Raw genomic sequence first — 23,690 nt, forward strand, 5'->3', positions numbered from 1 at the left:
TTCTGGTTTCGATCCCATCACCCCGATGTGCATCGACCGCGCTCCACGCAGCATCGCCGCGCGGATGGCCGGCTTTGCTCCGGTAGGTGACGACCGTTGGTCGTCACGCTCCTGATTCCGCAACGTGCTGCGCTTCGCGCGGCTTACAGCGCGCTGGCCGGCCGGACCTTCAGTACGGCCTCTTCGGTGGTGCAGTCGCGGCTGGAATGCGCGCCGCGCGCTCGGGCGGCGACGATCTCCTTGCGGGCGGCCGCCAGGTCGCGCTGGAAATCGGGGTTGTCATGCAGGCGTGCCACGGCGGCCGCGCCCATGAAGCGCCCTTCCAGAATATCGCTCTGCCAGTGCACATTGCAGACCAGCCGGCTCTCGCCATAGTTGCGGCCGCGCAGCTGGATCGCATCGGCGCGCTCGGGCACGGCCTCTGACAGGATCAGCGCCCATGCCCACCCGATGGCGGTGTGCCCGGAAGGATAGGAGCCGTTGCTGCGCAGCGCGGTTTCATCCTCCGGCGTGCAGGTCGGCTCCCCGTTGGCCATGAAGGGCCGCGCCCGCTGGTACTGGTGCTTGGCCTTGCGGGTGGCAGCACTGGCATCGATACGGCTGCGTTCAAGCAGACGGTACAGTGCGGGGGTGCGCTGCGCGTCCACATCCAGGTCAATGGCGCAGGAGAACTGGTTGGCACCGGCCGGGAAGCCGAGCTCGGCATCCTGCGTGGCCTGGGCAAAGCGCGCGCTGCCACGCAGCGCGCGTGCCTGCTGGCTGACTTCCTCATCCAGCGCCCGCGCGGCCGTGCCTGCCGCCGGCGGCGCGGGCACCAGCAACAGACTGGCCGGCACGGCTTCGGCTGACAGATACCCCACTGCGCGGGTGGTGATCGAGGCTTCCACCGCCGACGTGCGCGGTTCGGTCGCGGCGCAGCCGCTCAGCGCGAGCGCGAGCACGGCGTGGGACAACCCACGGAAGGAGACGGTCTTCAAAAACATGGCGGACTCGGGATGGGAGGGCAGCGCGCATCATCGCAGTCTGTATGGATGGCTGCAGCACACCGGCGGTGATGGCCAGATTCGGCACGTTCCTGGATTCCCATAGAAATCCCGCAAAGGCAGACCAACGGCACGGAAACGACACTGACGCTGCCTGAGGATTGCACCCACACGCCGCCTTGGCCTATGCCCTGCGAGACAATGCCATGCCATGCCGCCTCCTCTGCATGCTCGGTGCCTGCATGATGCTCAGCGTTGCCACACTGGAGGCCCATGCACGCGATGTCCATGGCGTTGCCTTTGTCCACGGCACGGGCAGCCCCGAAGAACCCGCTGCGGACTATTGGCAGCCAGCGATCATCGAACGTGTCACCGAAAGCCTTGACGAGCGCGCGAACCATGTTGTCATCAAATGCGATTTCGACCAGTACGCGTGGAAGGCGGGCGCCGCAGGTTGTCTGGCCACGCAGCTGACCTCGTTTCTGGACACCCACGGCATCACCCGGCTGACTGTCATCACCCATTCCCACGGTGGCAACGTGGTGCGCTGGATTCTGTCCAACCCCAGCCAGGACAGCCGCTATCCTCGCCTGGTCACGTCCATCGACCAGGTGATCGCCCTGGCACCGTCGTCCGCAGGCACACCGCTGGCCGACGCCGTGATCAACGGGAGCAGCTTCGAGGTAGCGCTCGGGTGGTTGCTGGGGCGTCGCAGCGACGCCGTCCGCATGCAGCAGGTCACCCAGATGGCTGTCTACAACAGCGAACAGCTGTTCGGCACTGCAGGCAGGCCCGCCTTGCCGACGCCCTTCCGGGTGCTGGTGGGCAGCGATGTCGAAGCGGCGCCTTGGGATACCGACAGCGCATGTGGCGGGTACCTGCTCAACGTTGGACTGGAACTCACCCAGGCCTGGCTGGGGCCTTGCTCGGATGGCTTCCTGGAGTGCAGCAGCCAGCGCGCTGCCGGCGCGGAATGGTTCACCGATATCGGGCGCACCGACGGCGCCGAACCGCTCAGCCACGCGCAGAGTCGACGTGACTGCTTCGGGCTCGGCGCTCTGCTGCGCACCCAGGTTGATGCCCCTGGAGCGCGATGATGAGCAGGTCGTGGGATGTCCGCTGTGCTTCGTTGTTGCTGCTGCCCGTGCTGGCGGCGAACGCTGCGCAGCCGTTGCTGGTCAGCAATGACGACCAACGGCCAACGAAACTGTTGGCGGCCGAGCTGCCGCCGGGTCCGCATGAGCGGGCGCCGGTGGCGTTTGCCTGGGCCCTGGACCCGCACCGCGCCCTGCACCCCGCGCCGCCGACGCAGGCGGTCAGCCGCGGATTCGGGCTGCAGGTCGATGCGGCGCAGCTGCAGGCAGGCGTGGTGTTGCCGTTAACCGCGCGCGGCGCAGTGCTGCACCTGAGTCCTGGCCCCGGAGCAGCTGCGCTTCCGGCAGAACGGGTGCAGCTGCTTGATCGTGGCGGGCGCAACCGGGTTGCCGTATCGGCCGACACCGCGCAGCTGCGGCAGACCGGCATGGCTGCGGCCGAGGGCAGCAGCATGCTGCGCATCGCCGCGGACGCGGCGCCCGGCAGCTACCGGTTGCACGCCGCGCAGGCAAAGGGTCGCTACAACGTCCAGGTCATCGAGCCTGACAGCCCCTGGCAGCTGCACCTGCAACTCACCCGCACGCGCGGGCGGACGCAGGACGAACGCGTGCTGCAGGTACGCCTGCTCGGCCCTGACGGCAGCGCCAGTCCGCATGTGCACCGCGGGCACCTGGCAGGCGAAGCGCTGCTGGTCGCACCCGATGGCCGCAGCTGGCCGGTACCGCTGGCCGCAACGCAGGAGGGTCAGCTGCAGGCCCGTGTGTCGCTGGCGCACGCGCGGGGCGATGAGCAGGGCTTGTGGGAACTGCAGGTCTTTACCCAGACGGACGGGCTTCTACGCGATGGCAAGATTGCCTTTGCCGCCGCTCGCCCTACGGCACGCCTGACCGGTACCGTTCTGCCAGACCGGGCGAGCCGACGTATCGCCCTGCCGGTGGAGGTGGGCGCGGTCGGGCGCTACGCCCTGCACGGTACGCTGTATGCCACGGCGGCCGATGGCCGTCTGCGCCCGGTGGCCCAGGCGCAGGCCGCAGCCTGGTTCGCCAGCCCGGGTGCGGGCGTGCTGACGCTGCCCTTCAACCAGGTGCGGTTGCCTGCGGGCTTTGGCGCACCGTACGAAGTAAGGGAACTGCAACTGCATGATCAGAGCCGCCTGGGTGTCATCGAGCGGCGCCTGCGGGCCGTGCGCTACTGAGTGCGGCTCAGTCGGCGTAGGCGGTGAGTCTGCCCTCGTGCTCCACGACCTTGATGGCGCCGCCGAACACCTCCGATAGTGGCCCATCGCGCAGCAGCGCCTGGCGCGTGTCGTCGGCCAGCACCCTGCCGTCGCGCAGCAGCACCACCCGCTCGATTTCCGGGATCACTTCCTCGATGTGGTGAGTGACCAGCACCAGGGTGATGCCCTGCTGGGCGAGCGTGCGCATGGTGGCCACCAGCTGCTGCCGTGCCACCAGATCCAGGCCGGTGGAGGGTTCGTCCAACAGCAGCGCCTGCGGGCGATTGACCAGGGCGCGGGCAATCAGCACGCGCCGGGTCTCACCGGCCGACAACTCGGCATAGGCGCGTTCGCGCAGTGCGGTGGCACCGGTCAGGGCCAGCGTTTCGCCGACGCGCTCACGCATGGCGGGCGTGATTTCGCGGAAGGAGGGCACCACGTAGCTGGCAAAGAAGCCGGACAGCACCGCCTGCTCCACTGTGAGTCCCGGCATGTCCGACAGGTTGCTGCTGAGATCGCCGGTCACGATGCCCAGCTGCGAGCGCAGCCGGTCCGCCTGCCAGCGGCTCTGGCCCAGCACGCGCACGGCCACCGTGCCGGCACCCACGGCCAGCGGGTACAGCTCGCGGGTGATCAGCTTGATCAGGGTCGACTTGCCGCAGCCGTTGGGACCCAGCAGCGCGGTGTGCTGGCCCTGTGCGATGGAGAGGGTCAGGCCGTGCAGCACCTTTACCTGGCCACGCACGACGGTGGCATGGTCGAGTTCGATCAACGGCGGTGACGCGGCAGGGACGGAAGACTGGCTGGACACGGGCGACCCCGGTGAACGGGTGAGGGAGGAAAAAGATGAAGTTTGCAACGCCGCACGCCATCATGTCTGCCATGTTGCCGCCTTATGTCCTGCGTCCTGCATTCCATTGGCTGCGCCGCACGCTTGTTCGCGGGGCCGTGCCGCTGCTCCTGCTGCCGTTTGCGACAGTGGCACAGGTCACCGATACCGCCAGCTACCTGCAACGCATGGACACTGACGGCGATGGCCGGGTCAGCGAAGCGGAGTACCTGGCGTGGATGCTGTACGCCTTCGACCAGCTCGACCGCAACGGCGATGGCGTGCTCACCTCTGACGAACTGCCCGGTGGCAAGGGCAGGCCGATCACCCGCGCGCAGCAGCGGCAGACGCTGGTCGCGCGTTTTCACCGGCAGGACGCTGATGGTGATGGCTACCTGAGCGCGCGTGAACTGGCCGCACCGCCGCGCTGAAGCCCGGGCACGCTGTGCATGCCGGACAGCGCCGGCAGCCACTACACTGCGCCCATGCCTGAGCTTCCCGAAGTAGAAACCACCCGCCGTGGGCTGGCCCCGCATCTGCTGGGGCGCGCCATCCATGGGGTGATCCTGCGCCGTGCCGACCTGCGCTGGCCGATTCCGCCCGAGGTGGAGCGTCTGATGCCCGGGCAGCGCATCGACGAGGTGCGCCGCCGCGCCAAATACCTGCTGCTGGACACCGCAGCCGGCAGCGCGGTGCTGCACCTGGGCATGTCCGGCAGCCTGCGCGTGCTGCCCGGCGACACGCCACTGCGCAGTCACGACCACGTGGACATCAGCCTGGACAACGGTCGCCTGCTGCGTTTCAACGACCCGCGCCGCTTCGGCAGCCTGCTCTGGCAGCCGGCGGGTGAGATCCACCCGCTGCTGAAGGGGCTGGGTCCAGAGCCGCTGGACGCGGCCTTCGACGGCGATTACCTGTTCGAGCGCAGCCGTGGGCGCAAGGCACCGGTGAAAACGTTCCTGATGGATCAGGCGGTGGTGGTGGGGGTGGGTAACATCTACGCCGCCGAAAGCCTGTTCATGGCGGGGATCAGCCCGTTGCGCGAGGCCGGCCGGATCTCCCGCGAGCGCTACCAGCGCCTGGCCAACGCCGTGAAGACCATTCTGGAGTACGCCATCACCCGGGGCGGCACCACGCTGCGCGATTTCATCAGCCCGGATGGCGCGCCGGGCTACTTCGAGCAGGAACTGCTGGTCTACGGGCGCGACGCGCAGCCGTGCCGCCAATGCGGCCGACCGCTGCGGCATGCCACCATCGGCCAGCGCGCCAGCGTCTGGTGCGGCTTCTGCCAACGCTGAGCCGGCCAGCCGCTGACCGGCGGCCGCCGGTGCTGCCGCTGCCGGCTGAACGGGCCGGGCGGGTCTGCGCCCACAATTAACTTTCCTGTTCGCATAATGGCCGGCCCCTCCACCCACCGGCTGCCTGCATGCAACGACGCGACTTCCTCCGCAACGCCTCCCTTGCCCTGGCCGCCATGGGCCTGCCCGCGCTGCCGGCCTGCGCCGCTGGCGGCGAGCGCCAGCTGGGCCTGCGCCGGCTGGGAGAGCCGCAGCCGTTTGATTTCGCCAGCCTCAAGGGCCAGGCCCGCGCGCTGTCCGAAGCCGCCTACCAGACCCACAAGCGCACCCTGCCCGGTCCGGTCGAAGCGCTGGACTGGGACCAGTACCAGTCCATCCGTTACCGCCAGGACCATGCGCTGTGGGCCGACCAGCCCGGGCGTCACCAGGCGAAGTTCTTCCACCTTGGGCTGTACTTCCACTCGCCGGTGCGCATGTTCGACGTGGTGGATGGCAAGGCGCAGGAGCTGGCCTATGACGGGGCGGCCTTCGATTACGGCAGCAGCGGCATCAAGGGTGGCCAGCTGCCGGCCGACCTGGGCTTTGCAGGGTTCCGCCTCAACACACGCCAGGACACCGACCGCGATTTTGCCGCCTTCCTCGGTGCCAGCTATTTCCGCGCCGTGGGCAAGGAAGGTCAGTACGGCCAGTCGGCGCGGGGGCTGGCGATCGACACCGGCATGGGCCGGCCGGAAGAGTTCCCGGACTTCATCGCCTACTACCTGGAGCAGCCGGCCAAGGACTCGGACACCCTGGTAGTCTACGCGTTGCTGGATTCGCCCAGCGTGGCCGGCGCCTACCGCTTTGCCATCACCAACGGCGATGTGCTGCTGATGGACATCGACTGCGCGCTGTACCCGCGCAGGACCATCGAACGTCTCGGCATTGCCCCGTGCACCAGCATGTACCAGGTCGGTGAGAACGACCGCCGCATGGCGTGGGACTGGCGGCCGGAGATCCACGACACCGACGGCCTGTCGATGTGGACCGGCAGCGGCGAATGGATCTGGCGGCCGCTGTGCAATCCGCGCGAGCTGCGTTTCAACATGTTCGTCGATACCAATCCGCGCGGGTTCGGGCTGCTCCAGCGCGATCGCGACTTCGACCACTACCAGGACGATGGCGTGTTCTACGAGAAGCGCCCCTGTCTGTGGGTCGAGCCCAAGCAGGGCTGGGGCGAAGGCTCGGTGCAGCTGGTGGAGATTCCCACCGTGGATGAAACCTTCGACAACATCGTCGCGTTCTGGAACCCGAAGGAAAAGCCGCAGCCGGGCAAGGAGCTGCTGGTCGGCTATCGCCTGTACTGGGGCGCCCAGCCACCGGCACGCCCGCCGCTTGCCCACTGCGTGGCCTCCCGTACCGGCCTGGGCGGGGTCATCGGCAAGAAGCGCGAGTACTTCTCCTGGCGCTTTGCGGTGGATTTCGAAGGAGGCGAACTGGCCGCGCTGATCGACAAGGCCGAGGTCGAGGCCGTGGTACAGGCCAGCGCCGGCCGGGTCGAGATCGTTTCGGCGCGCCCGCTGCGTGAGATCAACGGTTACCGCGCGATGTTCGACCTGGTACCGCCGGAGGGCAGCACCGCGCAGATCGACATCCGCCTGTACCTGCGCAGTGCCGGCAAGCCGCTGACCGAAACCTGGCTGTACCAGTACAGCCCGCCGCCGGCCGGGGCACCGGAACGCACGTTGTACTGACGTAGAGCCGGGCAGAGCCCGGCGCTACAACGGCAATGCGGCCTGGGCCGGTTCAATACGTCCTTCGCCGCGGGTGATCTTCTTGAACTCGGCACGGCTGACCGACACGTAGCGGTCGTTGCCGCCGATCTCCACCTGCGGGCCGTCCTGCACCGCGTGGCCGTGTTCGTCCACGCGCACCGTCATCGTGGCTTTCTTGCCGCTGTGGCAGATGGTCTTGATTTCCTGCATCTCGTCGGCCCAGGCCAGCAGGTACTGGCTGCCCTCGAACAACTCGCCGCGGAAGTCGGTACGCAGGCCGTAACACAGCACCGGAATGCGCAGCTGGTCGACCACCTCGCTCAGTTGCCACACCTGCGCGCGGCTGAGGAACTGCGCCTCGTCCACCAGGACGCAGCCCAGTTTTCCATGCGTCTGGATGTCATCGGCCACCAGCTGCTGCAGATCGGTCTGCGGCTCGAAGGCGACGCCGGCCGCCTGCAGGCCGATGCGCGAGGCCACCACACCGCTGCCGGCGCGGTTGTCCAGCCGCGGGGTCAGGATCGCCACCCGCATGCCGCGCTCACGGTAGTTGTGCGCGCTCTGCAGCAGGGTGGTGGTCTTGCCGGCGTTCATCGCCGAGTAGTAGAAGTAGAGCTTGGCCATCGGCCTATTCTACGGGCCCGGCGTTGGCTGAACGAGCGCCGGCGCGGTCGCAGGTGTGCTGCAGGGCCCGATCCCAGGGCGACGCTGCCGCTACAATCTCCCCATCATGCATGGTCTCAACCCCCCCCAGGCTGCCGCCGTCCTCCACATCGAAGGCCCGTTGCTGGTGCTCGCCGGCGCCGGCAGCGGCAAGACCCGCGTCATCGTGGAGAAGATCGCCCACCTCATCAGCTGCGGGCGCTACCCGGCGCGCCGCATCGCGGCAATCACCTTCACCAACAAGTCGGCCAAGGAAATGCGCGAGCGTGTGGCCAAACGCCTGCGCGAGCAGGACGCCGACGAGGTCACCATCTGCACCTTCCACGCGCTGGGGCTGAAGTTCCTGCAGATCGAGCATGCAGCGGTCGGCCTGAAGCGCGGCTTCTCGATCTTCGATGCCGACGACGCGGCTGCGCAGATCAAGGACCTGATGTACGGCGCCAAGCCCGACGACATCGAGGACATGAAGAATCTGGTCTCGCGCGCCAAGAACGCCGGGCTCTCACCCGAACAGGCGATGGCCGCAGCGCGCAGCAACCGCGAGAAGGAGGCGGCCAGCATCTACGAGCGTTACCAGCTGCGGCTGACCGCGTTCAACGCTGTTGATTTCGACGACCTGATCCGGCTGCCGGTGCAGATTCTGGAGGAGAACCCGGAGATCGCCCTGGCATGGCGCGAGCGCATCGGCTACCTGCTGGTGGACGAATGCCAGGACACCAACGATGCGCAGTACCGGCTGCTCAAGCAGCTGGCTGGCGAGAAGGGCAACTTCACCTGCGTGGGCGACGATGACCAGTCGATCTATGCCTGGCGCGGTGCCAACCCGGAAAACCTGCAGCAGATGGGACGCGATTATCCCGCGCTGGAGATCATCAAGCTGGAACAGAACTACCGTTGCTCCAACCGGGTCCTGCGCGCGGCCAATGCGCTGATCGCCAACAACCCGCACGAGCATCTGAAAAAGCTGTGGAGCGACCAGGCCGACGGCGAGCGCATCCGGGTCTGGGAGTGTCGCAACAGCGAGCATGAAGCAGAGAAGGTCGCCGCCGAGATCGCCTTTGTGGCGCAGTCGCGCAACGTGCCGTGGAGTGACTTCTGCATCCTGTTCCGCGGCAACTTCCAGTCGCGGCCGCTGGAAAAGGCGATGCAGCTGCTGCGCATTCCCTACCATCTCACCGGCGGCACCATGTTCCTGGAGCGCCAGGAAGTGAAGGACACGCTGGCCTGGCTGCGCCTGCTGGTGAACCCGGACGACGACACGGCGTTCATGCGTGCGGTGCAGGCACCCAAGCGCGACGTGGGCGCCGGAACGTTGGCCAGGCTGGCCGAGCTGGCCTCCGAGAAGGACATGCCGATGGCGCAGGCGGCCGAGCACATCGGCGCGCTGCAGCAGCTGCCACCGCGCGCGGCCAACAGTCTGGCCCGCTTCACCGACATCCTGCGTGACCTGCGCGCACAGACCCGCGAGATCAGCTCGGGCGACATGATCCGCAAGGTGGCCAAAGAGTCGGGCCTGCTCAGTGAGCTGCGCCAGCAGGCCAAGGAAGAAGCCAGCTACCAGCGCCGTGCCAACAACATCGAGGAACTGGCGCAATGGTTCGAAGGCGGTCCGCGTGGTGCCACCGCCGCCGACCTGGCCGGACAGCTGGCGCTGCTGTCGCGCAGTGACAAGGACGAGGGCGGCAACCAGGTGCGCATGATGACCATGCATGCCTCCAAGGGGCTGGAGTTTCCGTATGTGTTCATCGTGGGCTGCGAGGACGGCGTGCTGCCGCACCAGGTCAGCCTGGACGAAGGCAACCTGCAGGAAGAGCGTCGTCTGCTGTACGTCGGCATCACCCGCGCCAAGATCCAGCTGTGGATGAGCTACAGCAAGCTGACGCGCAAGTTCGGCGAGCATATCCGGCTCAAGCCCAGCCGCTTTTTCGACGAGATTCCTGCCGAGGAGATCCAGCGCGACGGTGCCGATCCAGTCGCCGATGCCGCGCGGAAGAAAGAGCGCGCCAACGCCGGACTGGCCGCGATCTCGGCGCTGTTTGACTGACGACCTGCAGCCGAGCGCATGCCGTGACTGTGATGGAAAGCCCCCGCCTGCGCCTGCGCGCGCTTGAACCCGGACGCGACGCGGCCGCGATGCTCGCGCTGCTCAACGACCCCGGTTTTCTGCGTTTCATCGGTGACCGCCAGGTTCGCACCATTGCGCAGGCTGCTGCCTACATCGCCGAGCGCGTGCTGCACAGCTACGCGGTCAATGGCTTCGGGATGTACGCGGTGGAACGCCGCGCCGACGGCGCATGGCTGGGCAACGCCGGGCTGGTCCAGCGCGATGGCCTGCCCGCCCCGGACATCGGCTATGCCCTGCTGCAGCAGTACACCGGCCAGGGCTATGCCGGCGAAGCCGCGCAGACCGTGTTCGCTCATGCACGCAGCACACTGGGCCTGCACGACCTGTATGGCATCACCGACCTGGACAACACGGCCTCCGGGCGCATCCTGCTGTCGCTGGGCATGACCGGACGCGGTGTGATCCAGCTGCCCACCCTGCCCCAGCCCAGCCGCCTCTACGCCACACCGGGCGCGCCGGTGGTTCAAGTGCCAGCATGAGCCGGTGGGGTATCGTGCAGGCCTGTTTTCCTGCACGGATGCTCCGATGCTGATCAACGCGTATTCCACCCTTGGGCAGGTGCTCGCCCCGCCGCCGCAGGCCGCGAGCGCCGCGGTCCGCGGCCTTGAGGACCCTGCACTGGCTCCTCATCTGGGCGGCTTCGTCAACTACGTGTGCGGCCATGGCGATGGGCAGATGACCGCAGCGCGCTATCACCTGATGCGGCATGTACAGCGCGTTCGGCAGCACTATCTGTTCGAGATCGACGACGCCGAGCTGGCGCGGCTGCAGCCCTGGTTGCTGCAGGCCAACGCAGTGTGCTTCTTCGAAGATGGCAGCGTGCGCGATCCGGGCGGCCGGGTGTTGCTGGGCGAGACGGTCGACCCGCAGGCGCAGGTCCCGTATCCCATCGATGCGCAGGCGCGCCGCGAGCGCAGCCAGCAGCAGCTCCAGGCGCAGCAGCTGCACGTTCCGGCTTCATTGCCACCCGTGCCGGGTGCCGACGAGGCGCAGCTGCGCGAGCCTGCCGAGGTCTGGGCCAGAGCGCAGGCGCTGCTGGCCTGCGCGCTGCGCGCCGAGGCCCTGCAGGCGGGTGATCCACCGTTGACGCTGGCCGAACTGGCCGAACGCCTGCCTGCGTTGCCATCCGCATTAAGCCCGGCGGAGGCAGCCTTCTTCGAGCACGGCGATGCCGAGACCGCAGTGCCCTTCAGCTGGCGCTACGAGAGCCTGACGGTGCTGCTCTGGGCCTTGGGTCTGGTGGATACGCTGGCCTGGCCGCAGGTCACCTGCCCGGTCCCTGATGTGGTCGCTGCGCTGCTGCAGCAGGCCGACAGCGGCAGCGCACCAACTACCCTGCGCGACACCGCTGCGCTGCTCGATGCGCTGGACCTGCACTATCGCCTGCACTGGGTCGCGCGTGAAGCACAGCGCCAAGGGGTACCTATGCAGGGGGCACTGGTGGGCGGTGTGATCTACGAGCGCCACTACGCGCTGAACTGGCTGTTCTGCTTTGAACAGGCCGAGTGGGACGACGTCGATACGCCGACCTGATGTCGTATGCCGAGGACGCGCGGTGCGTCCTCGGCGGTTCCAGTTCAGCCCTGCAGGGCGGCGAGCTGGGCCTGCAGTTCGGCGACCGCGGCCTCAAGCTGTTCGACCCGGGCGCGCAGGTCGGGGTCGGCCGCCGCCGCACTGCTGCCGCCGCCGCCACTGCCGGCGTAGCGCGCCGCCAGCGCCTCGCCGTCCACCTCACCGCACAGCATATGTACATAGCGGTCCTCGCGCTGGCCACTGGCCCGCGGCAGTACCAGCACCAGCTCCCGCTGCTGCAGACGGTCGATGGCATGGCGCGCTTCGTCCGCATCGGCGAAGCGGTACAGGCGCTCGCTGCGCGACACCAGCTCGCCCAGCGTCTGCGGCCCGCGCAGCAGCAACAGCGCCAGCAGCACCGTCTGCTGCCGGGTCAGGTCCAGCTGGGACTGCAGGCGATGCTCGTAGCGGTCGGCACGCGAGGAAAAGTGCTGCCGGGCCAGGCCCAGCGTCTCCAGCTGGCGCAACGCATGCTGCACGCTGCCCGCGTCGATGTTCATCACCGGTTCGCGCGCGGTCTTCTGGTTGGCGGCCGACTGCGCCGCGTTGACCGTCAACGGGTAGGTGTCCGGGGTGGTGGCTTCCTTCTCCACCAGGCAGCCCAGCACGCGCGCCTGCACGGCATCCAGCAGGGGGCGGGTGGGGGCGTTGGCGTTGTCGGTCATGGCAGGCTCCAGGCGTACAGGGTATCCAGCCGCCAAGGATAGCCCTGCGCGTCGGCACTTTGCCGGTAAAATGCCCCGGATATCTGCATCCGGTGATCTCAATGCGTCGTTTTCCTGCCCTTCCTCTGATTCTGCTGGCCAGCGCTGCGGTCAGCCTGTCCGCCTGCAAGCGCGTGGACACCCCGGCGGCGGATGCCGCTGCGCCGACCACGGCTGCTGCCCCCGCCACCGAGGCCGCCGCGCACGACAACCTCAACGCCGTGCTGTGGATGCAGCGCGCACAGGAATACCGCGCCATCACCGAGCAGACCTACCGGGCCGCCGCCGACCGCCTGGACGAAGCGTTGAACGAAGCGCACTGGGACGCGCTGGTGCCGGAAGAACGCGGCAACGAGGCCAAAGGCCTCAAGCCAGCGGTGGTGCTGGACCTGGACGAGACCGTGCTGGACAACTCGCCTTACCAGGCCCGCCTGATCCGCGACGGCAAGGAGTACGACGAGGTGAGCTGGGCGCAGTGGGTGGCCGAGAAGAAGGCCAAGGCGATCCCCGGTGTGGTGGATTTTGCCAAGGCTGCCAACGCCAAGGGCGTGACCCTGCTGTACATCTCCAACCGAGCCGTGCACCTGAAGGACGCCACGCTGGCCAACCTGCGCGAGCAGGGCCTGCCGGTGGCCGACGACAGCGTGTTCCTGGGACTGGGCACGGTGGTGCCGGGCTGCGAGCAGGCCGGCAGCGAGAAGAACTGCCGCCGCCGCCTGGCGGGTCAGCAGTACCGCGTGCTGATGCAGTTCGGCGACCAGCTGGGCGACTTCGTTGAAGTCACCGCCAATACCAATGAAGGCCGTGACGCGCTGCTTGCGCAGTACCACGACTGGTTCGGCGAGCGCTGGTGGATGCTGCCCAACCCGACCTACGGTGGCTTTGAACCGGCGCAGTTCAACAACGATTACAGCCAGCCGGCACAGGCACGCCACCAGGCCAAGCAGGACGCGCTGGATTACGCACCATGAGCCGTGCGCCGCTGCCCCTGCGCGATGACGAGCGGCTGATCTTCGCCCTGGACGTGCCGGGGCGCGAGCAGGCCCTGGCGTGGGTCGACCGGCTCGGCGACAGCGTGGGCTTCTACAAGATCGGCATGGAACTGCTGGCTTCGGGCGAGTACTTCCAGGTGCTCGATGCGCTGGCGCAGCGCGACAAGCGGGTCTTTGTCGACCTGAAGTTCTTTGATATTCCCGCCACGGCTGCGGCGGTGATCAAGGGCCTGTCGCGCTGGCCGGTGAGCTACTGCACCATTCACGGCTGGCACCCGGCGATGATGGAAGCCTGTGCGGCCGTGGCCGGCCCCGACATGCGGCTGCTGGCGGTAACCGTGCTGACTTCGATGGGTCGCAGTGACCTTGCCCAGATGGGGCTGGACCGTGAACCGGTGGACGTGGTGGTGGAGCGCGCACGCGCAGCACAGGCCGCCGGCATCGACGGTGTCATCGCTTCCGGGCAGGAAGCGGCACCGATCCGCGCGGCGACCGGTGCCGGTTTCTCCATCGTCTGCCCGGGCATCCGCCCGGGTGGTCCGGTAGGCGATGACCAGAAGCGCACCGTGGACGTTGCGCAGGCCTTCGCCGACGGCGCTGATGCGATCGTGGTCGGCCGGCCGATCCGCCTTGCGGACAACCCGTCGGCGGCCGCAATGGCCATCCAGCAGGAAATCCGCGCGGCACGGCAGCGCTGAGCCATGCCGCCGCCTGCCTCGGCCCGTTGCACGGGCCAAGGCAGCGCCTCACTCGCCGGCGAGGGTGCGGGTGATGAAATCATCCACCTCGGCACTGGCCAAGCGCGCGTAGACGCCCGGCGCATCGGCGCGGGCGCAGCCGCGGCCCCAGCTGACCACGCCCACCTGCTGCCAGTGACCGGTCGGCGCCTGCACCATCAGTGGCCCGCCGGAGTCGCCCTGGCAGGAGTCCTTGCCCGCAACGCCGGCGCACAGCTCCACCTGGTCATCGACGGGCCTGTCCGCGTAGGCCTGCTTGCACGCGCCCATCGCCACGACCGGTACGCTGACATGCTGCAGCCGATTGCTCGCCGACGTGCCGCCTTCCTGCAGCGTGCCCCAGCCGGCGGTGACCAGCAGCAGCCCCGGTTGCTCGTAGCTGGCGCCCTGCCGGCCGATCAGCGTCGCCGGGGTGATATCGGTGACGGGTTCGGCCAGTTTGAGCAGCGCAACGTCCGCCTTGTTATCGCGTCCATAGCGCGGGTGGCGGTGCACCTCGGCCACCTCGACCGTGCGGGCGTCCGCGGCGTCCAGGCGGGCATCGCCCAGCCGCACTTCCAGGCGGTTCGCCGGAAGGCGGGTGCAGTGCGCCGCGGTCAGTACCCACGACGGCGCCACCAGAGTGCCGCCGCAGAAGTGACGGCCCACCGCCCGCGAACGAAGGCTGACCATGAAGGGGTACTGGCCGGAAGGCGCGTCGGTGCCGCCCACGATGGAGGGATGCACGGTGGGTGGGGCGGCGGTGGCTGCCCAGGCAGTTGTCAGGAAGCAGGAAAGCAGCAACGTCAGCAGTGGACGGGGACGCGTCATGGTTCTTCTCCTCGCAAGGGGGGCCTGCGTGCCCCATTGCGCGGGGTGCGGTCGCACAAAACCGGGACGGGCGTCCTGGACTGGACCGCGTGCGGGACTTTCCTACACGCGGTCGGGCGAATTGGTGCGGCGTCGGAAGCAACGGCAACGGCGTGACGACTGACAGTCGTCACCTACCGGCAGCGGTCGTCGCCTGCCGCAGCGTTTGGCGGGCGCTCAGGGGCGTTCCATGTGGTACTTCAGAAAACCGGCAATCTCGTCGCCCGCGATGCGCGTGTAGACGCCGGGGTTGTTGGGGCGGGCGCAGCCCCGTCCCCAGCTGACCACGCCCACCTGCTGCCATTGCCCCTGCGCTGACTTCACCAGTAAGGGGCCACCGGAATCGCCCTGGCAGGAATCCTTGCCGGCCACCCCGGCGCAGATCTCCACCCTGCTGTCGACGCCGCCCACCTGCCGTCGACAGGTGGCGGCATCCACATAGGGGACGGTGACATGCTGCAGCACACGGGTACCGCTGCCACCCTCGCGCAGGCGTCCCCAGCCCGCCGTGATCATGGGATGGCCTGCCACTTCGTACTGGCGGCCTGCCGTTCCGACCAGCCGGACGGGCGCCACGGCAGTCACCGGCTGGGCCAGCCTGAGCAGGGCGATGTCGGCCTTGTTGTCCTGCGGGTATCGCTTGTGCACGAAAACACTGGCTACCGGTACCACCTGGGCGCCCGGCCGATGCAGGTCGGCGTCGCCGATCCGGACCTCGAGCGAGCGGCTGACGATGCAATGCGCTGCGGTCACCACCCAGCTCGGGGCCACCAGCGTACCACCGCAGAAGTGACCACCGCCGCCGCGCTGACGCAGGCTCACCATGAAGGGGTACTGGCCCTTGGGGGCGTCGCTGCCACCGACGATCGAGGGTTGGACCGGTGCGGGGTTGGCCATCGACGCCCAGCTGGCTGTCGACAGTGCACAGGCGATCAGAACGTATGCGATACGCATGGGGAAGCTCCGCTGCGCCGGCATCAGCGCCGGCGCCCCCATTGCGACCTGTCTTGGCCGATAAAACCGGGCACTGCGCCACGTCAGAGCTCCGGCGCGGCGCTTTCCGACGGTTCATGGCGCTGTAATCCCCGGCGTCGGGGTACTTGTCGCCGGTGACGACTCTCCTTGAGAATCAGGCAGATGGGTTTTTCCTGAAGCATTCATTGCCCGCTGTCTTGTCGCTGACGACACCCAGCGGTCATGATGCGGGCCGGTCTGGGGAGTCCGCATAACCATGTCTACCGTCAATCGATGCTCGCTACGCAATATATGGTTCCTGGCGGCGCTGGTCCTTCTGTCGCAGACGGCATGCCGCAGTGGCGAGGATGATCGCGTCGCCCCACCGGCCGAGCCGGTGGCGGCGGTCCAAGCGATGACCCAGGCACTGGCCTCCAACGACCTGCAGGCCTACGCCCGGCTGTCGGTGCCGCCGCGCCAGTATGCGCAGCTGCAGCAGGCCTGGGCCGAGGGCCACAGCCGCTGGCCGCTGACCGAGCTGCCCCTGCATGACCAGCTTCTGCCGATGCTGCAGGCATTGTCCGCCGATGACGGGGCCGCCGGGCTGCAGCGCAGCTTCGACACCCAGCTGGCCGGCCAGGCCACGGCCGTGCGCCAGGCAGCACGCTCGATGGGCGTGTTCGGCGTGCAGTACCTGCGTCATCAGGACACCTATACCCCCAGCCAGCAGGCGCATTACATCCAGGTGGTGGAAACCCTGGCGGACTGGGCCGCCGACGCACCGCTCAGCGACCGGGCGCGGGCACGGGCCAGCATTGCGGCGCTGGTGCAGGCCGCGCGCGCGACGGGCATCGGCGATGACGCCCAGCTCCGGCAGCTGGGCATGGAGCCCAGCCTGCAGCGTATCGGACCGTTCCTGGCCAGCCTGAAGTCGGTGCTGGCCAGCTACGGGCTGGACCTGGATGCATCGCTGCGCGGGGTGACCGGTGAAGTCATTTCCGAAGAGGGCGACAACGCGCTGCTGCGGCTGCACTACCCCTTGGCCGACAAGACCGTGTCCCTGCAGATCCCGGTCACCCGCCGCGAAGGCCAGTGGTACCTCACCCGCACGCTGGCCGACACCGATGCATTGCTGCGCAATGCCCCGCAGGCCCAGCAGGCACGCGCCGATGCCGGCGTCGCAGATGCTGCTGAGACGGCGCAACGCGCCGACGCCCCCCCGGCTAAGCCATAATGACGGCGATGCCGAAACAGAATCCGCTGCCGTTCCCCGGCGAAGAACCCCCGAAGACGCCCGCCGACACGGTGCCGGCGTCCCCTGAGGCCACCGTCGGTGCGCCGCTGCATGTCGCCGTGCGCGCTGCCGCCGGTCGCCGTCCGCTGTGGGCCCGCCTGCTCGGCCGTCTGGTGGAGCCGTGGCTGGCGCTGAAGATCGAGCCGGAGGACCCCGGCCAGTACAACGACGGCCGCCCGGTCATCTACGTGCTGGAAGACTACGGTCTGTCCAACGCGCTCATCCTGGACAAGGCCTGCAGCGAGGCCGGCCTGCCTTCGCCGCTGGTGCCGCTGCCCGGCGACCCTACCGGGCGCAAGCGCGCCTATGTGGCGCTGTCACGGCGCAGCTCGAGCAATTCGTTGATTCCCGAGCAGCGTGGTGCCAAGACCCATTCCGATTCGCTGGCCAAGGTCCTGCAGGCCCATCGCGCACGGGGCGAGCTGGACGTGCACCTGGTACCGGTCTCGATCTTCGTCGGCCGCGCGCCGGACAAGCAGAGCGGGTGGTTTGCCGTACTGTTCTCGGAAAACTGGGCCCTGGTCGGGCGTTTCCGCCGCATGCTGGCGATGCTGCTGAACGGGCGCAGCACCATCGTGCGCTTCGCTCCGCCGATTTCGCTGCGCGGCACGGTGGATGAGGGGCTCGACCCGGAACGTACGGTGCGCAAGCTGCAGCGAGTGCTACGCACCCACTTCCGCCGCATCCGCGAGTCGGTGATCGGGCCTGACCTGTCGACCCGGCGCATGCTGGTGGACCAGGTGCTGGCGGCCGAGTCGGTGCGCGATGCGATCGCCGTGCAGGCCAAGCGGGACAACAGCAGGACCGCTGATGCCTGGAAAAAGGCGCATGCCTACGCGTGGGAGATTGCCGCGGATTATTCGAGTCCGGTGGTGCGCTCGGCCAGCTTCCTGCTCAGCCACGTGTGGAACCGCATCTATGCCGGCGTGCTGGTGCATCACCTGGACAAGTTCAAGGCAGCCGCGCCGGGCCATGAAGTGGTGTACGTGCCCAGCCATCGCAGCCATATGGATTACCTGCTGCTGAGCTACCTGCTGTACGACCGCGGCATCGTGCCACCGCACATCGTGGCTGGCATCAACCTCAACCTGCCGGTGGTCGGTACCCTGCTGCGCAAGGGTGGCGCGTTCTTCATCCGCCGCTCCATCCGCGGCAACGCGCTGTATTCGGCCGTGCTGAGCGAGTACGTGGCACAGCTGGTGGCCGGTGGCTATTCGCTGGAGTACTTCGTTGAAGGCGGCCGCTCGCGCACGGGCCGGCTGCTGCAGCCCAAGGGGGGCATGGTCTCGATGACGCTGCGCGCGTTCCTGCGCCAGCCGCGCAAGCCGGTGCTCTTCCAGCCGGTCTACATCGGCTACGAGAAGCTGATGGAAGGTGACAGCTACCTCGACGAGCTGTCTGGCCGGCCCAAGAAGAGCGAGTCGATCTGGCAGCTGCTGTGGAGCATCCCGAAGGTGCTCAAGCAGAACTACGGCCAGGTGGTGGTCAACTTCGGCGAGCCGATCGCACTGAACGACGTGCTGGCGGAGAAAGCGCCTGAATGGAAGGGCGAGGTGGTGTCCGAGGACGAGAAGCCGGCGTGGCTGTCGTCCACGGTGGACACCATCGCCGAGCGCATCCAGGTCCACGTCAACGCGGCGGCGGACGTCAACCCGATCAACCTGCTGGCACTGGCGCTGCTGTCGACGCCCAAGCATGCGATGGGCGAGGCGGACCTGATCGCGCAGATCGACCTGTGCAAGACGCTGCTGGTGGAAATGCCCTATTCCGAGCGCGTGACGGTGACCCCGCACTCGCCGGAGCGGATCATCGCCCACGCCGAAGAGATCAACGTGCTCACCCGCATCAAGCACCCGCTGGGCGATGTGCTCAGCGTGAGCGGCGATACTGCGGTGCTGCTGAGCTACTTCCGCAACAACGTGCTGCACCTGTTCACCGCCTCCTCGTGGGTGGCCTGCTGCTTCCAGAACAACCGCCGCATGGGCCGCGCCGGTCTGGTGCGGCTGGGCCGCACGGTCTACCCGTTCCTGCAGGCCGAGCTGTTCCTGCCGTGGAGCGAGGACGAGTTCGCCGACCGCATCGAGCAGACCATCGAGGTCTTCGTACGCGAGGGGCTGCTGCAGAAGGTGAGCGACGATGACGGCGGCATTCTCGCGCGCAACACCGGGCAGACCGATGAAGTGTTCCGCCTGCGCGCTATCGGTCATTCGCTGCAGCAGGCATTTGAGCGCTACTACATCGCCATTTCAGTGCTGGTAAAAAATGGCCCGGGCACGCTCGGGGCGGGCGAGCTGGAGAGTCTGTGCCAGCAGGCTGCGCAGCGTCTGAGCCTGCTCTATGCCCCTGCTGCGCCGGAGTTCTTCGACAAGACCCTGTTCCGCGGCTTCATCCAGAAACTGCGTGAACTGCGGCTGGTGTGGCCGGACGAAAACAGCAAGCTGCTGTTCGACGAGCGACTGGATGCGTGGGCCAAGGACGCCAAATTCATCCTTGGCCGCGAACTGCGGCATACGATCGAACGCGTCAGCCCGGAAGCAGCTCGGCCGGACGAGCCGCTTCCGCAGGACTGACCGAGCCCGGGGGGGCGGGCCATGCCCGTGCCCCCGGTTACGCCGGCTCGTCGGGAATCTGCAGGCTTTCGAGCTTGGCGATGCAGTCCTTGAGCTGCAGCCGGCGCTTCTTCAGTCGTTTGGACTCCAGGTCGTCCTGGCCATTGGCCGCCATGCGCGTGATGCGCTCGTCCAACGCCCGGTGCTCGGCGCGCAGCGTCGCCAGTTGGGCGGAAATCTCGGCAGGGCTGAAGGTATCCACACCCCGAGCATACCCGCGGCAGCGGATGCTGGGGAGAGGGCGCCAGCGGGCGCAGGGCAGTGGCCTGAGCCGGTAGAATGGTGGGATGACCGCCGTGCTGCCCCTGCCCGATCCATTGCCGCGTGCTGGCCATCGCCTGCCGCCGGCCGACCGCGCGCGGCAGAAGCTGGCCATGCGCCTGCGTCGCCAGGCCGGACAGGCCATCGCCGACTTCGGCATGATCGAAGACGGTGACAAGGTGATGGTCTGCCTCTCCGGCGGCAAGGACAGTTACACCCTGCTGGACGTACTGCTGCAGCTGCAGGCACGCGCCCCGGTGCGGTTCGAGCTGGTAGCGGTGAACCTCGACCAGAAACAGCCCGGGTTCCCCGAACACGTGCTGCCGCAGTATCTGGCCGGCCGTGGCGTGCCGTACCAGATCATCGAGCAGGACACCTATTCGGTGGTCACCCGGGTCATCCCGGAAGGGCGCACGCAGTGCTCGCTGTGCTCGCGCCTGCGCCGTGGCGCGCTGTACCACCACGCCGCCGTGCACGGGTTTACCAAGATCGCGCTGGGCCACCACTGCGACGACAGCGTGGCGACCTTCTTCATGAACCTGTTTCATCACGCCAGGCTGGCAGCGATGCCGCCGAAGCTGCGCAGCGACGACGGTCGCCACATCGTCATCCGCCCGCTGGCGTACGTGCGCGAAGCCGACATCGCCGACTATGCGCGGTACTGCGGTTTTCCGATCATTCCGTGCACCCTGTGCGGCAGCCAGGAAAACCTGCAGCGCCGGCAGGTCGGGCAGATGCTGCAGCAGTGGGACCGCGACCATCCCGGCCGGGTGGAGCAGATCGCCCGCGCCCTGGGTGACGTGCGCCCCGGCCAGCTGGCCGACCCGCGCCTGTTTGACTTCACCGCACTGGCCAGCCTGCCTGCCATGCCGGCCGATGCCGCAATGCATGAGACGCCGACCGCCTAGCCTGTGCGGTCCTCCTTCCTCTTTGAATCCGGATTTCCATGTTCTTTCGCAACCTGACCTTCTTCCGTTTTCCCACCAGCACCGATTTTTCCGAAGTGGACACGCTGCTGCCCCAGGCGCTGCTCAAGCCGGTCGGTCCACTGGAAATGAGCTCGCATGGGTTCATTTCGCCATTCGGCCGCGACGAGAAGGAGGTGTTCTCGCACCGCATCGGCGACTACCTGTGGCTTACCGTCGGCGGCGAAGACAAGATCCTGCCCGGCGCGGTGGTCAACGACCTGCTCGAGCGCAAGCTGGAGGAGATCGAGGAAAAGGAAGGCCGGCGCCCCGGTGGCCGCGAGCGCAAGCGGATGAAGGACGATCTGCTGCATGAACTGCTGCCGCGCGCGTTCGTCAAATCCTCGCGCAACGACGCCTACGTCGACCTGCAGCATGGCTATGTCGTGGTCGACAGCTCCAGCCGCAAGACCGGCGAACATTTCATGTCCGACATCCGCGGCCTGCTTGGCAGCTTCCCCGCGATGCCGCTCAATGCCGAAGTAGCACCGCGCTCGATCCTGACCGCGTGGATCGCTGGCGAACCGCTGCCCACCGGCCTGAGCCTGGGCGAAGAGTGCGAAATGAAGGATCCGGTCGAAGGCGGCGCGGTGGTCAAGTGCCAGCACCAGGAGCTGCGTTGCGACGAGATCGACAAGCACCTGGACGCGGGCAAGCAGGTGACCAAGTTGGCGCTGGTGTTCGAGGACAACCTGTCCTTTGTGCTGGGCGACGATCTGATCGTGCGCAAGCTGAAGTTCCTTGATGGCGCCCTGGACCAGCTCGAACACGCCGATGGCGATGGCCGTCGCGCCGAACTGGATGCGCGCTTCGTGCTGCAGAGCGCAGAGATCCGGCGCCTGTTCCTGTTGCTGGAAGAAGCGTTCAAGCTCAGCAAGGCTGACTGAACAGGCAACCGCGGCGCCAGCGACCCGCCAGGGGCCACCGCTGGCGCTATGCTGTCTGCATGAGCCGTCTGCTGCGCCGCCTGTTGTCCGTGCCCGCGCCATCTTCCACCACTCTGCAGCGCGATACCGTGCGCCTGCGGCTGGCCGAAGACGCGGAGATCGATGTGCTGCGCGTGCGCGATCCGCGCGCACGCCGGATCAAGCTCAGCGTGGACGAGCGTGGCGCACGGCTGACATTGCCGTCCCGGGCCAGCCTGGCCATGGGTGAGCAGTTTCTGCAGCAGCACCGGCACTGGCTGCAGGAGCAGCTGCAGCATTACCAGGGCACGCACCTGCCGGCCGCGCTGGTGCCGGGCGAGCCGGGCGAGTTGCCGCTGCGTGGTGAACTGCTGCCGCTGCGCTGGGAAGAAGGGCGCTTTGCACGCTTGCAGCTGGATGATCACGGCGCGTGCGTGCAGTGGCCTGCGCGCGCCGGCAGGCCTGCGCTGCAGCGGCTGCTGCGCGAGTTCTACGAGGCGCAGACACGCGCCGATGTGGGCCACTGGCTGCCGCGCTATCTGCCGGGCCTGCCGCGCGCGCCCTCGCGGGTGCGCTTGAAGGTGATGTCTTCGCAATGGGGCTCGCTGGCACCTGATGGCAGCATGGCGCTGGATCTTGCACTGGTCCTGGGTCGACCCGCTGCCTTCGAGTACGTACTGGTGCATGAACTCTGCCACCTCATCGAAGCCAATCACTCGGCGGCGTTCTGGCGCGAGGTGGAACAGCGTTTTCCCGACTGGCGCGCGCAGCGTGACTACTTCCAGAGCGAAGGTCGGCGGCTGAAGGCGATGCTGCGGCAGCTGGTGTAGCGCCGGGCTCGTCCCGGCGGCTCTCCGTACCGGTCGCGAGGATCCACCGCGCCTGCGCGCGGCGAGCCGACCGTGGGGTCGGCGCTACCGGAGCATGCCGGGCAAAGCCGGCGTCACGTGCGGCGCAGGGCGGCGGCGCTGGCCCAGCGTGCGGCCACGCGTGGCGCGGTGATGCATACCGCCTGGTCGGTTACCGTGGTAACGGCGCGCTCAAGCAGCTGGATGTCAGCCTCGTGCTGACGCGCCACGTGCGGGTCTTCAAAGAAGATCGCGCGCTGGCAGCGGCCTTCCAGCACGCGATCGGCAATCTGCGCATCGCCGCCCATCGGGCCGCTCTGGTAGCGGGTCACCCAGGGCGTGTCGGTGGGCCAGCCGCGGCTCCAGGCCAGCTCGTTGAGCCGCTGACCGGTGGTGCCGGTCGCCACACGTTCGGCAAAGCGGGAAAGCACGTCGAAATGCGCATCGGCAAATGCAAGCATCGCCGGCTTCATCGCATCGTGAGCAATCAAGGCCAACGTCTGCTCATGGAAGGCATGCAGATCGTCCGCACCGGCATCGGCGGCCATGCCCGCGTGCACGCGCTCGCACTCCACCCAATCGCGGGCCGTGGCTACGGTTGAAATGAACGGCTTGCCGTGAATCACGCACTGGCGCTTGAGTGCGATGGCTTCCGGGAAGATCGATGAAGGGTCCACCGGATCGATCAGGTAGACCGCACCGTCCAGCGTGCGCCCGTCCTCCATGCCCACCACTTCGGCCACCAGCTTCATCAGTCCACCGTCGCGGCCATAAGGGTAGCGTGCGAGCCGCAGCGCGCCCTGCAGCGGATCATGCCGGACGATGGCATCGAAGGTGCGGCCGACCGCGTGCAGCGTGACCTGCAGTTCGCGCAGACCGTCGCCACTGGCCCGCAGCCAGCGGAACAACGCTGCCTTCCCATCCTGATGGTGCAATCGGTTGGCGGCCAGGCCAAGACGCATATGAGTTCCTTCCAAGGGGCGCACGTCCAGTGTAAATCGTCGCATGCGACATCGTGCGGCGCAGATACAACAAAT

At 67.7% G+C, this 23,690-nt stretch carries 23 protein-coding genes; 15 read left to right on the plus strand and 8 right to left on the minus strand.

Annotated elements, in window-relative coordinates:
* Nucleotides 1-143: 143 nt before the first annotated feature.
* Nucleotides 144-983: a phosphatase PAP2 family protein gene (locus tag RZA67_RS00555; RefSeq protein ID WP_317210576.1), complete on the minus strand. Its 840-nt coding sequence runs from the start codon at nucleotides 981-983 to the stop codon at nucleotides 144-146.
* 242 nt (nucleotides 984-1,225) lie between these two features.
* Between RZA67_RS00555 and RZA67_RS00560 the strand changes: the two genes are divergently transcribed.
* The gene (locus tag RZA67_RS00560) at nucleotides 1,226-2,080 is read left to right on the plus strand and encodes a hypothetical protein (RefSeq protein ID WP_317210577.1); all 855 of its coding nucleotides are present in this window, start codon (nucleotides 1,226-1,228) and stop codon (nucleotides 2,078-2,080) included.
* Nucleotides 2,080-3,273, plus strand: a complete 1,194-nt coding sequence (locus RZA67_RS00565) for a DUF4785 domain-containing protein (RefSeq protein WP_317210578.1) — start codon at nucleotides 2,080-2,082, stop codon at nucleotides 3,271-3,273. The genes RZA67_RS00560 and RZA67_RS00565 overlap by 1 nt, the downstream gene beginning before the upstream one ends.
* 7 nt (nucleotides 3,274-3,280) lie before the next feature.
* Here RZA67_RS00565 and RZA67_RS00570 read toward each other — a convergent pair whose 3' ends face one another.
* Nucleotides 3,281-4,066, minus strand: a complete 786-nt coding sequence (locus RZA67_RS00570; RefSeq protein ID WP_317213764.1) for an ATP-binding cassette domain-containing protein — start codon at nucleotides 4,064-4,066, stop codon at nucleotides 3,281-3,283.
* A gap of 74 nt (nucleotides 4,067-4,140) precedes the next feature.
* Between RZA67_RS00570 and RZA67_RS00575 the strand changes: the two genes are divergently transcribed.
* The 3 genes from RZA67_RS00575 (at nucleotide 4,141) to RZA67_RS00585 (ending at nucleotide 7,154) form a co-directional block, all read left to right on the plus strand.
* Entirely contained in the window at nucleotides 4,141-4,554 is a 414-nt protein-coding gene (locus tag RZA67_RS00575) for an EF-hand domain-containing protein (RefSeq protein ID WP_317210579.1), read from the plus strand.
* 54 nt (nucleotides 4,555-4,608) lie between these two features.
* Nucleotides 4,609-5,421 (plus strand): bifunctional DNA-formamidopyrimidine glycosylase/DNA-(apurinic or apyrimidinic site) lyase, encoded by an 813-nt coding sequence (gene mutM / locus RZA67_RS00580; protein ID WP_317210580.1) that lies wholly within the window; start codon nucleotides 4,609-4,611, stop codon nucleotides 5,419-5,421.
* 128 nt (nucleotides 5,422-5,549) lie between these two features.
* Nucleotides 5,550-7,154 carry a glucan biosynthesis protein D gene (locus tag RZA67_RS00585; protein WP_317210581.1) on the plus strand — a complete coding sequence of 535 codons (1,605 nt, stop codon included), beginning with the start codon at nucleotides 5,550-5,552 and terminating at the stop codon, nucleotides 7,152-7,154.
* A gap of 24 nt (nucleotides 7,155-7,178) precedes the next feature.
* On the opposite strand, the gene RZA67_RS00590 is transcribed toward RZA67_RS00585, so the two are convergent.
* A complete protein-coding gene (locus RZA67_RS00590) occupies nucleotides 7,179-7,799 on the minus strand; it encodes a thymidine kinase (RefSeq protein ID WP_317210582.1) in 621 nt (206 codons plus the stop codon).
* Nucleotides 7,800-7,905: 106 nt separating this feature from the next.
* Here RZA67_RS00590 and RZA67_RS00595 point away from each other — a divergent pair, with 106 nt between their 5' ends.
* From RZA67_RS00595 to RZA67_RS00605, 3 genes are read left to right on the plus strand one after another with little or no spacing between them, the layout of a single operon-like run.
* Entirely contained in the window at nucleotides 7,906-9,882 is a 1,977-nt protein-coding gene (locus tag RZA67_RS00595; RefSeq protein ID WP_317210583.1) for a UvrD-helicase domain-containing protein, read from the plus strand.
* A 23-nt stretch (nucleotides 9,883-9,905) separates the two neighbouring features.
* A complete protein-coding gene (locus RZA67_RS00600; RefSeq protein ID WP_317210584.1) occupies nucleotides 9,906-10,442 on the plus strand; it encodes a GNAT family N-acetyltransferase in 537 nt (178 codons plus the stop codon).
* Nucleotides 10,443-10,488: 46 nt separating this feature from the next.
* Nucleotides 10,489-11,496, plus strand: a complete 1,008-nt coding sequence (locus RZA67_RS00605; protein WP_317210585.1) for a DUF4272 domain-containing protein — start codon at nucleotides 10,489-10,491, stop codon at nucleotides 11,494-11,496.
* Between the two features lie 44 nt (nucleotides 11,497-11,540).
* On the opposite strand, the gene RZA67_RS00610 is transcribed toward RZA67_RS00605, so the two are convergent.
* A complete protein-coding gene (locus RZA67_RS00610; protein WP_317210586.1) occupies nucleotides 11,541-12,200 on the minus strand; it encodes a DUF480 domain-containing protein in 660 nt (219 codons plus the stop codon).
* Between the two features lie 101 nt (nucleotides 12,201-12,301).
* On the opposite strand from RZA67_RS00610, the gene RZA67_RS00615 reads away from it, so the two are divergent.
* Nucleotides 12,302-13,210 (plus strand): 5'-nucleotidase, lipoprotein e(P4) family, encoded by a 909-nt coding sequence (locus RZA67_RS00615; RefSeq protein ID WP_317210587.1) that lies wholly within the window; start codon nucleotides 12,302-12,304, stop codon nucleotides 13,208-13,210.
* Nucleotides 13,207-13,929, plus strand: coding sequence for an orotidine-5'-phosphate decarboxylase (pyrF, locus tag RZA67_RS00620; RefSeq protein ID WP_317210588.1), 723 nt, complete (start codon nucleotides 13,207-13,209; stop codon nucleotides 13,927-13,929). Before RZA67_RS00615 ends, pyrF begins: the two co-directional genes overlap by 4 nt.
* Nucleotides 13,930-13,977: 48 nt before the next feature.
* Here pyrF and RZA67_RS00625 read toward each other — a convergent pair whose 3' ends face one another.
* Both RZA67_RS00625 and RZA67_RS00630 read right to left on the minus strand, forming a co-directional pair.
* Nucleotides 13,978-14,778 (minus strand): serine protease, encoded by an 801-nt coding sequence (locus RZA67_RS00625; protein ID WP_317210589.1) that lies wholly within the window; start codon nucleotides 14,776-14,778, stop codon nucleotides 13,978-13,980.
* A gap of 216 nt (nucleotides 14,779-14,994) precedes the next feature.
* The gene (locus tag RZA67_RS00630; RefSeq protein ID WP_317210590.1) at nucleotides 14,995-15,771 is read right to left on the minus strand and encodes a serine protease; all 777 of its coding nucleotides are present in this window, start codon (nucleotides 15,769-15,771) and stop codon (nucleotides 14,995-14,997) included.
* Between the two features lie 277 nt (nucleotides 15,772-16,048).
* On the opposite strand from RZA67_RS00630, the gene RZA67_RS00635 reads away from it, so the two are divergent.
* Both RZA67_RS00635 and plsB read left to right on the plus strand, forming a co-directional pair.
* The gene (locus tag RZA67_RS00635; protein ID WP_317210591.1) at nucleotides 16,049-17,005 is read left to right on the plus strand and encodes a hypothetical protein; all 957 of its coding nucleotides are present in this window, start codon (nucleotides 16,049-16,051) and stop codon (nucleotides 17,003-17,005) included.
* Nucleotides 17,005-19,635 (plus strand): glycerol-3-phosphate 1-O-acyltransferase PlsB, encoded by a 2,631-nt coding sequence (gene plsB, locus RZA67_RS00640; RefSeq protein WP_317210592.1) that lies wholly within the window; start codon nucleotides 17,005-17,007, stop codon nucleotides 19,633-19,635. Before RZA67_RS00635 ends, plsB begins: the two co-directional genes overlap by 1 nt.
* A 37-nt stretch (nucleotides 19,636-19,672) precedes the next feature.
* Here the strand turns inward: plsB and RZA67_RS00645 are convergent, their stop codons facing one another.
* Entirely contained in the window at nucleotides 19,673-19,876 is a 204-nt protein-coding gene (locus RZA67_RS00645) for a YdcH family protein (RefSeq protein WP_317210593.1), read from the minus strand.
* Between the two features lie 85 nt (nucleotides 19,877-19,961).
* On the opposite strand from RZA67_RS00645, the gene ttcA reads away from it, so the two are divergent.
* From ttcA to RZA67_RS00660, 3 genes are read left to right on the plus strand one after another with little or no spacing between them, the layout of a single operon-like run.
* On the plus strand, nucleotides 19,962-20,843 hold the full coding sequence (gene ttcA / locus RZA67_RS00650; RefSeq protein ID WP_317210594.1) for a tRNA 2-thiocytidine(32) synthetase TtcA: 882 nt from the start codon (nucleotides 19,962-19,964) through the stop codon (nucleotides 20,841-20,843).
* A gap of 38 nt (nucleotides 20,844-20,881) precedes the next feature.
* Nucleotides 20,882-21,787, plus strand: coding sequence for a recombination-associated protein RdgC (locus tag RZA67_RS00655; RefSeq protein WP_317210595.1), 906 nt, complete (start codon nucleotides 20,882-20,884; stop codon nucleotides 21,785-21,787).
* Nucleotides 21,788-21,846: 59 nt separating this feature from the next.
* Nucleotides 21,847-22,635 carry a SprT family zinc-dependent metalloprotease gene (locus tag RZA67_RS00660; RefSeq protein WP_317210596.1) on the plus strand — a complete coding sequence of 263 codons (789 nt, stop codon included), beginning with the start codon at nucleotides 21,847-21,849 and terminating at the stop codon, nucleotides 22,633-22,635.
* A gap of 113 nt (nucleotides 22,636-22,748) precedes the next feature.
* Here RZA67_RS00660 and RZA67_RS00665 read toward each other — a convergent pair whose 3' ends face one another.
* On the minus strand, nucleotides 22,749-23,615 hold the full coding sequence (locus RZA67_RS00665) for a methylglyoxal synthase (RefSeq protein WP_317210597.1): 867 nt from the start codon (nucleotides 23,613-23,615) through the stop codon (nucleotides 22,749-22,751).
* Nucleotides 23,616-23,690: the final 75 nt, after the last annotated feature.

This window comes from Stenotrophomonas sp. C3(2023) (assembly GCF_032911385.1).
GTDB lineage: Bacteria > Pseudomonadota > Gammaproteobacteria > Xanthomonadales > Xanthomonadaceae > Stenotrophomonas.

What these genes read in the sequence shown, in the direction of transcription:
- RZA67_RS00625 (WP_317210589.1), bottom strand. Translation starts at nt 14,778, where the DNA reads ATGACGCGTCCCCGTCCACTGCTGACGTTGCTGCTTTCCTGCTTCCTG.
- ttcA (WP_317210594.1), top strand. Translation starts at nt 19,962, where the DNA reads ATGACCGCCGTGCTGCCCCTGCCCGATCCATTGCCGCGTGCTGGCCAT.
- RZA67_RS00565 (WP_317210578.1), top strand. Translation starts at nt 2,080, where the DNA reads ATGAGCAGGTCGTGGGATGTCCGCTGTGCTTCGTTGTTGCTGCTGCCC.
- RZA67_RS00630 (WP_317210590.1), bottom strand. Translation starts at nt 15,771, where the DNA reads ATGCGTATCGCATACGTTCTGATCGCCTGTGCACTGTCGACAGCCAGC.
- pyrF (WP_317210588.1), top strand. Translation starts at nt 13,207, where the DNA reads ATGAGCCGTGCGCCGCTGCCCCTGCGCGATGACGAGCGGCTGATCTTC.
- RZA67_RS00585 (WP_317210581.1), top strand. Translation starts at nt 5,550, where the DNA reads ATGCAACGACGCGACTTCCTCCGCAACGCCTCCCTTGCCCTGGCCGCC.
- RZA67_RS00665 (WP_317210597.1), bottom strand. Translation starts at nt 23,615, where the DNA reads ATGCGTCTTGGCCTGGCCGCCAACCGATTGCACCATCAGGATGGGAAG.
- RZA67_RS00615 (WP_317210587.1), top strand. Translation starts at nt 12,302, where the DNA reads ATGCGTCGTTTTCCTGCCCTTCCTCTGATTCTGCTGGCCAGCGCTGCG.
- RZA67_RS00655 (WP_317210595.1), top strand. Translation starts at nt 20,882, where the DNA reads ATGTTCTTTCGCAACCTGACCTTCTTCCGTTTTCCCACCAGCACCGAT.
- RZA67_RS00635 (WP_317210591.1), top strand. Translation starts at nt 16,049, where the DNA reads ATGTCTACCGTCAATCGATGCTCGCTACGCAATATATGGTTCCTGGCG.
- RZA67_RS00595 (WP_317210583.1), top strand. Translation starts at nt 7,906, where the DNA reads ATGCATGGTCTCAACCCCCCCCAGGCTGCCGCCGTCCTCCACATCGAA.
- mutM (WP_317210580.1), top strand. Translation starts at nt 4,609, where the DNA reads ATGCCTGAGCTTCCCGAAGTAGAAACCACCCGCCGTGGGCTGGCCCCG.
- RZA67_RS00610 (WP_317210586.1), bottom strand. Translation starts at nt 12,200, where the DNA reads ATGACCGACAACGCCAACGCCCCCACCCGCCCCCTGCTGGATGCCGTG.
- RZA67_RS00590 (WP_317210582.1), bottom strand. Translation starts at nt 7,799, where the DNA reads ATGGCCAAGCTCTACTTCTACTACTCGGCGATGAACGCCGGCAAGACC.
- RZA67_RS00555 (WP_317210576.1), bottom strand. Translation starts at nt 983, where the DNA reads ATGTTTTTGAAGACCGTCTCCTTCCGTGGGTTGTCCCACGCCGTGCTC.
- RZA67_RS00660 (WP_317210596.1), top strand. Translation starts at nt 21,847, where the DNA reads ATGAGCCGTCTGCTGCGCCGCCTGTTGTCCGTGCCCGCGCCATCTTCC.
- RZA67_RS00560 (WP_317210577.1), top strand. Translation starts at nt 1,226, where the DNA reads ATGATGCTCAGCGTTGCCACACTGGAGGCCCATGCACGCGATGTCCAT.
- RZA67_RS00575 (WP_317210579.1), top strand. Translation starts at nt 4,141, where the DNA reads ATGAAGTTTGCAACGCCGCACGCCATCATGTCTGCCATGTTGCCGCCT.
- plsB (WP_317210592.1), top strand. Translation starts at nt 17,005, where the DNA reads ATGACGGCGATGCCGAAACAGAATCCGCTGCCGTTCCCCGGCGAAGAA.
- RZA67_RS00605 (WP_317210585.1), top strand. Translation starts at nt 10,489, where the DNA reads ATGCTGATCAACGCGTATTCCACCCTTGGGCAGGTGCTCGCCCCGCCG.